The following is a 7535-nucleotide window of genomic DNA, read 5'->3' on the forward strand; positions in this document are numbered from 1 at the left end:
TGCTTCTGGGCAGAGCCCGCACGCTAAGAACTTTTGGGTGACAGCTGCTTGGTCCACGCCTGTTCCGCATGCGCGCGCAGTTGTGCCGCTTTAGCTGTCGCGCAGTCGTGACGTTCAGCGCAGCCTAGAAAGAGCCGGTTAGCCCAATCCTGGCGACAAAAGACGAACGGTCATTGCTCAAATGTCAGAAGTGTAATCAAATATCTGACATTGATATGAGCCGAGCTTTCATATGCGATCGATCCCGCAAGCGATCTTGGAACGCAGCCAATCCCTAAGCGAAGGTGGGGTTCTTGCGCCCAAGGAGTTTCTTCATCTTGGAAGTCGTGCGGCGGTTGATCAGGCGTTTTGTCGCTTGGCTAAAGCCGGGCAACTGATGCGAATAGCGCGCGGTATTTACGTCGCGCCGGTGCGTGAAAAAGACCAGACCAGGGCACCGTCGGCAGAGTCATTGGCGAAATCAATCGCCGCTCAGGGTAAGCAGTGCATCTCGCTCGATGGCGCACAGGCCGCGAGATCAATGGGGTTGACGCTAGCTGCTTCTACTAAAGAGGTGTACCTGACCACAGGGCGCAGTAAGCGGTTGGTAGTCGGCTCCCGGACAATTTACTTCCAGCACGCTCCCTACTGGCTGTTCTCATTGGGGGCGACGCCAGCCGGGGATGCGCTCAGGGCGATGGCCTGGGTGGGTAAAGATCAGGCTGAAAATTCGGCCCAGAAACTTCGTCGACACTTAGCGGAAGTGGAGTGGGAAAGCCTGGGTTCGGTCCGTGCGAGCCTTCCCAGCTGGATGGCCACCGCCCTTGGCAGGGCCGCGATGTTAAATGAATTGCGTTGAACTCAGGCCAGACACTGATTGCTTGTGCGAATAAAAGTTGACGTATTCAAGGCCAGAAGCGGGTCTTAACGATTAGACTAACCCCTACGCAAAGGTAGAAACCATGGCTAGCGGCGAACAACTGAAAGCGCTTCTGCGCTCGCATATCAAGGGAGATGACACGCATTTCCTTGCCGTTGCTATGCAGATGGCGGCCCATGAGGCTAAGCAGGGTCACGGGAAGCTTGCAGAAGATTTGCGGGCTCTAATTGATTCGGCCAAGAAAAATCGTCTGCCTTCCGGTCAGCCGGTGCCCATCGGGCAGCCTCGCGGCGAGCTGAGTAACCTGCTGTCAGTAGCTCTTCCAAAGACCCGCTTTTCGGAAATGATTCTGGACGAGGCCACTCATGCCCGTCTTGGAAGAATCATCAATGAGCAGCGCAACTTCGAGAAGATTCGCGCACACGGCCTCTCCCCTCGCCGCAAGCTGCTTTTGGTTGGGCCACCTGGTACCGGCAAGACCATGACCGCCTCGGCGCTTGCCGGCGAGCTCGGGATTCCGCTCTACATCGTCCGCCTTGATAGCCTCATCACCAAGTACATGGGTGAGACCGCAGCCAAGCTGCGTCAGATTTTTGATGCCATTCGCGATACTCGCGGCATTTATTTTTTCGACGAATTCGATGCCATCGGTTCCCAGCGTGGTCTTGCCAACGACGTGGGCGAAATCCGTCGCGTCCTGAACAGCTTTCTGCAGATGATCGAGCAGGACCAATCCAATAGCCTGATCATCGCTGCCACCAATCACCCTGAAATTCTTGACTACGCCTTGTTCCGACGCTTCGATGATGTTATCGAATACGGACTGCCCAATCAGGAACAGACCAAGGCTGTGCTCAAGAATCGACTAGCGAACTTTTCCAAGTCGATTCGCAGCTGGGACAAACTCTGCAAGGTCGCAGAGGGGCTCAGCCATGCAGAACTTGCGAGGGCGGCAGACGACGCGATCAAGGACACGATCATTCATGACCGTACCGAGATGGCGGTCAAAGACGTGGAAAGGCACCTTGAAGAACGGAAGACTTTCCACGGGAGACGGCACTCCTAACGTAGTAGAGCATTTAGATGACGGAATCGATCAACGGACAACGGCCTCACTTTCATCTTCAGGGACAGGGACTACCCGAACGGTTCCGATCCACAGCATCAGCAACACGAGACCCTCGCTACCCCACGCCAAACCGAGGGGCTCATGGCGGAAAACTACTCGCTCAACTCCAACATGTCAGCGGTCAGATGGCCTCTGCAGTGCAGCTGCAGCGCGAAGCATCTGAAAGGCAAATGCGACAAGGAGACAGGTCTGAAGGTGGGTACGGCCTGCAAATCGAATTCCGCAGCGAGCCTGGTTACGCGCTTGCATTCGAAGGCCTTGCCCGAGGCGCTCAGCGCATTGAGCTCATGAACCTGCGTCATGACCCCGCCACGAATACTGACTTCGCCACGGTATTCGTTCCAGATGGTCAGCTCAAAGCCTTTGAGAACCTCGTCAGGCAATACCTGGAGGTGGAGACCTCCAAGGGGAGTCCGCGCAACGCTCCGCTCCTGAATCCAATCCAAGAAATCCGAGTCGCAGCTTTCAACGCCCTGTGGACTGATGATCCCGCAGTGTTGCCGCCAGATGAAAACGAAACCATTTGGTGGGAATTCTGGTTGCCTATCAGGGAAGGCCGTGAAGCAGTGCTAAATCGCTTTAAGTCGGTTGCCGAAGCATGTGGCTTTCATACATCCGAAAAAGAGCTGAAGTTTCCTGAGCGGACAGTGCTCAACGTTTATGCCTCGCGAGCAGCCATCACTCGGTCACTCTTGCTGCTCAATGAAGTCGCCGAGATTCGTAGAGCCAAGGACACCGCCGAATTTTTTGATGCCCTTGCGCCGCTAGAACAAAGAGAATGGGTAGAGAACCTGCTTGAGCGAACCACCCCCGCAGGGGGCGGCAGTATCCGCGTCTGCCTTCTAGATACCGGAGTCAATCGGGGCCACCCACTCTTAACTCAGCACATTGACGCGAATGACCTCTACACCGTCAACCACAACTGGGGTCTTGCGGATACTACGGGTCATGGCACACAGCTCGCAGGAATCGCCCTTTATGGTGATCTGTTTGACCCTCTCAACGGACAGAACCCGATTTCGATCGAGCATCGCCTTGAGTCGGTGAAATTGCTCCCCGCAGCCCAGGGAAATCAAAAGGAGCCCTACGGCGCTTTGATGATCGACGCCGTAACCCAGGCGGATACCGCCAAGCCGGAAGTGCGCAGGGTCTACAGCATGGCGATCACCAGCCTCGACGACCGAGATCGCGGCCGCCCCTCCGCATGGTCAGCTGCAGTTGATGAGCTCGCATCCGACGTGTTGGGAGAGAGAGCTAACCCTCGGCTTATCGTCGTGTCCGCCGGCAATGCGGACAAGAACCAGGCCACCCACTACCCGCATAACACCACCACCGACGGAATCCATGATCCGGCCCAGGCCTGGAATGCACTGTGCGTAGGCGCTTACACCCAGAAGGTCACTATCGACCCTCCCAACCCTGGATTGCGCCCGATCGCTGCCGCAGGCAGCCTCAGCCCATACAGCACGACTTCGGGGACCTGGAGCAACTCGGCTTGGCCCTTGAAACCCGATGTAGTGTTTGAAGGAGGTAACCTGGCCACAGACGGGCAACAAGCATACACCGAGCCCTGTCTTTCCCTGGTAACCACGGCACACGAACCAGAACAACGGCTTTTGACGACGACCAGCGCCACCAGCGCAGCATCCGCGCTAGCAGCTCGCATGGCAGCACAAGTATCGACGAACTACCCACAGTTCTGGCCCGAGACTGTACGAGCTTTAATCGTGCACTCAGCTGAGTGGCCTGATCGCATGCGGCAGGACTTCCTTGCTGCCGGTACCAAGGCCGGCTACGAAAATCTGGTCAAGCACTGCGGCTTTGGCGTGCCAGACCTAAATCGTGCCCTGTGGAGTGCTGGCGACTCCTTGACCATGATTGTCGAGGACCATCTCAGGCCGTTCATGAGGCAGGGCACCAAGCCCCCCACCGCGCGGGATATGCATCTTCATCTGCTTCCCTGGCCGCAGGAGGAACTGCTCAACTTAGGCAACATCGATGTGGAAATGCGAGTGACACTTTCCTACTTCGTAGAGCCAAACCCCGGTATAGCCGAACGCGGTATCAAGGGGCGTTATCGCTACGAGTCGCATGGCCTACGCTTCGATGTCAGCCGCCCAAACGAAGACCGTGACCAGTTCCGCCAGCGTATCAACAAGCGTGCACGGGATGAGGAAGAAGGTGGCTACCAGGGCGGCGGCTCAGATCCGAACTGGCTGCTCGGTACCCAGACACGGCATCGAGGCTCACTCCACTCGGATATCTGGCGAGGTACTGCAGCCGAACTGGCAGGACGGGGAATGCTTGGTATCTATCCCGCACTGGGGTGGTGGAAAACGCTTGTTAAGCAGCAGCGATATGACGACACCGTGAGGTACAGTCTGGTGGTGTCGATCAGGACTCCGCAAACGGAAGTTGACCTCTACGCGGCAGTGGAATCTCTGATCGAAGCACAGGCAGCGGTCCTGGTCTGAGATCAAGGGTTTCAAATGAGGCCATGGCCCTGAAGCCATGACCTCATCGCTCGCAAAAGCTCGGATTGAGGGTGTCAAAAGGAGTCGATCACAACCCAGTCGACTCTTACGGGCTGACCTGCGCGGTATAGCCCAGATCCTGAATCACCTTGCGGATAGATTCCGCGGGTTCTTGGCTGTCTACCGATACCTTACCGGCAGCACGGTCAATCTCCACTTTTGCGGTTTCATCTACCGCCTGAATTGCCTTTGTGATCTTGCTTACGCAACTGCCACAACCCATTCCTGATACCTGTAAAACGAACATAAATCACCTTGTTAGTTAGGCGGCAAAGATGCCGTAACCTGAGCATCGACCTTGACACGTTGGTAAGGTCAAGCCTGTTGTTTAGCGCCAGTAGATGTTCTTTCGGAGTTGATTGAATTCCGGTGCCTGCCAGCTGGCGTTAGATACATGCTCATTTCAGTCGATGCGGGTTTTCCGCAGTCTCAATGCGTTGAATACAACCGATGCTGAACTGATGCTCATAGCCAATGCCGCAATCATGGGCGACAGCAAGTGGCCAGTCAGGGGATAAAGCACCCCTGCTGCGAGTGGAATTCCCATGGCGTTATAGATGAAGGCAAAGGCTAGGTTCTGCCGCATGTTCTTTACCGTGGCCACGGACAATGTTCTTGCCCGTAAGATGCCCATCAGATCACCTTTGACCAGGGTCACCTGAGCACTGTTCATCGCCACATCTGTACCGGTTCCCATCGCAATACCCACATCGGCACGAGCCAGCGCGGGGGCGTCGTTGATACCATCGCCAGCCATGGCTACTCGGCGGCCACAGCTCTGCAGATCGGCAACCAACTTTTCCTTGTCCTGAGGTTTAACCTCGCCATGGACTTCTTCGATACCCAACTCCCTGGCAACAGCCCTTGCGGTTGTAAGCCCATCGCCAGTGGCCATGATGACTTTCACATCGAGCTCTTGAAGCCTGGTGACTGCTTGTTTGGAGGTCGGCTTGATCGGATCGGAGACAGCCAGAAGTCCTGCCAGGACACCATCCACCGCTAAGTAGACAATGCTGATGCCCTCCAGGCGGAGCTGCTCTGCACGGTTGCTCAGAGGGGTGGCATCTACTCCGGCGTCTTCCATCAACGCTGTATTACCCAATTGCAGCTGCCGACCTTCTACTTGGCCGCGCACACCGATGCCTGAGCCCGACTCGAAAGAGTCCGGCTTGGCCAACTCAATGCCCTGAGCGCGGGCGTAATCAACGATTGCATGGGCCAGCGGATGCTCACTGCCTTGATCAAGGCTTGCAGCCAATCGCAGCACCTCGTTCGGTTCGAACGGGCCGACACCTTCTGCGCTATGGAATACAGGCCGTCCCTCGGTCAGCGTGCCGGTCTTGTCGACGATCAGCGTATCGATCTTGCACAGGTTCTCTATGGCACTGGCATCGCGGAACAAGACGCCACTGGTGGCAGCCTTGCCGGTCGATACCATCACCGACATGGGGGTCGCCAGGCCCAGTGCACAGGGGCAGGCAATGATCAGTACTGCAACCGCGTTGATCAGGCCGAATACCCAGCCCGACTCCGGACCGAACAAGCCCCAGCCGAAGAACGTGAGGATCGCGGTAGCGATCACGCCAAGCACGAAGTAACCCGCTACCGCATCGGCCATACGCTGCATGGGTGCCTTGGAGCGCTGTGCTCTGGCGACCATTTGCACGATCTGGGACAACATGGTGTCGGCCCCTACCTTTTGCGCCTGCATGACCAGACTACCGTGGGTATTCATGGTTGCGCCGATCAGGGTATCGCCAACGCGCTTGGTCACCGGAAGCGGCTCGCCGGTCAGCATGGCCTCGTCAACGGCGCTTTCGCCTTCGAGAACGCTGCCGTCCACTGGGACTTTCTCGCCGGGGCGTACTCGCAGATGGTCGCCTAGGTGCACATGGGTCAACGGAATATCTTCTTCCTGGCCGTCAGGCTTGATGCGCCGCGCGGCTTTGGGAGCCAGACCCAATAGCGATTTGATAGCGGCTGAGGGTTGTGAGCGAGCCTTGAGTTCGAGCATCTGGCCCAATAATGTCAGGGAAATGATTACTGCCGCAGCTTCGAAGTAGACACCAATGCGCCCGTCTTGGAAGAAGGCTTGAGGGAATAGCTGTGGGGCCAGGGTCGCGGCAACGCTGTAGAGGTAGGCTGCCGAGGTACCCAGGCCAATGAGTGTCCACATATTTGGGCTGCGATGGCGGATCGAGTCGATGCCACGGGCAAAGAATACCCAGCCGCCCCAGAGGGTCACAGGCGTCGCCAAGGCAAGCTCAACCCAGTTCTGTGTTGCACCATGAAACAGCGTTAATGAGTGGCCGGCCATCGCCAAGACTGTCACGATGATCGTGAGAGGGAGCGTCCACCAGAAGCGCCGGGAGAAATCCTTGAGTTCTGAATTCTCCTCTTCCTCTAATTCCGGGATCACTGCCTCCAGGGTCATGCCGCAGATGGGGCAATTGCCAGGTTGTGGCTGACGTATTTCCGGATGCATCGGGCAGGTGTACTCCGCAGACCCAGAGGCTCTATGTGCGGTAAGCGGTGTTTCATGATGTATATGCTCATCATGCTGGGGACGGTTCACGTAGCGGGTAGGGTCTGCGCGAAACTTCTCCTGGCATTTCGCGCTGCAGAAGCGGTATGTCTGACCTTCGTGGCTGTCATTGAATGGGCTGTCTGGTTTGATGGCCATGCCGCACACCGGATCATGCTGACTCCCGTGTTGGTCTTCATGATGCTTGGAGTGCTGATGGTCGAGATGGTCCGGATTGGTGTGCATAAGGTTCACTTCCTGTTGTCATCCTTGGGGGTATCAGCATCACCTCGATGGGAGTGATCACCGTGGTTGTGACCGAATATGTGCATCAGCGGGCACAGCAACAGAATCAAATAAAGCAATACTTGAGGGAGGTGGTCAACGTGCTCGCGGGCCACATAAAACACGCCGATGACTGCCAACATAATTATCGCAATGCCAGTTTTTTCTTTCCAGAAAAACAGTTTTGAGTCTGAGTAGTGGGTG

General features: G+C 56.5%; 6 protein-coding genes. 3 read left to right on the top strand and 3 right to left on the bottom strand.

Annotated features, from left to right (window positions below):
• Window positions 1-232 precede the first annotated feature (232 nt).
• From PSES9_RS0122190 to PSES9_RS0122200, 3 genes are all read left to right on the top strand, one after another.
• Window positions 233-838: a DUF6088 family protein gene (locus PSES9_RS0122190; protein WP_010490704.1), complete on the top strand. Its 606-nt coding sequence runs from the start codon at window positions 233-235 to the stop codon at window positions 836-838.
• A gap of 103 nt (window positions 839-941) precedes the next feature.
• Window positions 942-1925: an AAA family ATPase gene (locus tag PSES9_RS0122195; RefSeq protein WP_010490707.1), complete on the top strand. Its 984-nt coding sequence runs from the start codon at window positions 942-944 to the stop codon at window positions 1923-1925.
• Between the two features lie 188 nt (window positions 1926-2113).
• Window positions 2114-4462, top strand: coding sequence for a S8 family peptidase (locus PSES9_RS0122200; RefSeq protein WP_010490708.1), 2349 nt, complete (start codon window positions 2114-2116; stop codon window positions 4460-4462).
• Between the two features lie 106 nt (window positions 4463-4568).
• On the opposite strand, the gene PSES9_RS0122205 is transcribed toward PSES9_RS0122200, so the two are convergent.
• The 3 genes from PSES9_RS0122205 to PSES9_RS24775 form a co-directional block, all read right to left on the bottom strand.
• Window positions 4569-4769, bottom strand: coding sequence for a heavy-metal-associated domain-containing protein (locus tag PSES9_RS0122205; RefSeq protein WP_029529721.1), 201 nt, complete (start codon window positions 4767-4769; stop codon window positions 4569-4571).
• Between the two features lie 156 nt (window positions 4770-4925).
• A complete protein-coding gene (locus tag PSES9_RS0122210) occupies window positions 4926-7292 on the bottom strand; it encodes a heavy metal translocating P-type ATPase (RefSeq protein ID WP_010490714.1) in 2367 nt (788 codons plus the stop codon).
• Window positions 7293-7297: 5 nt separating this feature from the next.
• A partial coding sequence (locus PSES9_RS24775; protein WP_010490715.1) for a DUF2933 domain-containing protein occupies window positions 7298-7535 on the bottom strand: 238 nt, incomplete at its 5' end.

This window comes from Pseudomonas sp. S9 (genome assembly GCF_000222125.1).
In the GTDB taxonomy this organism is placed as follows: Bacteria; Pseudomonadota; Gammaproteobacteria; order Pseudomonadales; family Pseudomonadaceae; genus Aquipseudomonas; species Aquipseudomonas segetis.

Excerpts from the sequence above, each read along its gene's own strand:
- PSES9_RS0122195 (WP_010490707.1), top strand. The coding sequence starts at position 942 with ATGGCTAGCGGCGAACAACTGAAAGCGCTTCTGCGCTCGCATATCAAG.
- PSES9_RS0122205 (WP_029529721.1), bottom strand. The coding sequence starts at position 4,769 with ATGTTCGTTTTACAGGTATCAGGAATGGGTTGTGGCAGTTGCGTAAGC.
- PSES9_RS0122200 (WP_010490708.1), top strand. The coding sequence starts at position 2,114 with ATGGCCTCTGCAGTGCAGCTGCAGCGCGAAGCATCTGAAAGGCAAATG.
- PSES9_RS0122210 (WP_010490714.1), bottom strand. The coding sequence starts at position 7,292 with ATGCACACCAATCCGGACCATCTCGACCATCAGCACTCCAAGCATCAT.
- PSES9_RS0122190 (WP_010490704.1), top strand. The coding sequence starts at position 233 with ATGCGATCGATCCCGCAAGCGATCTTGGAACGCAGCCAATCCCTAAGC.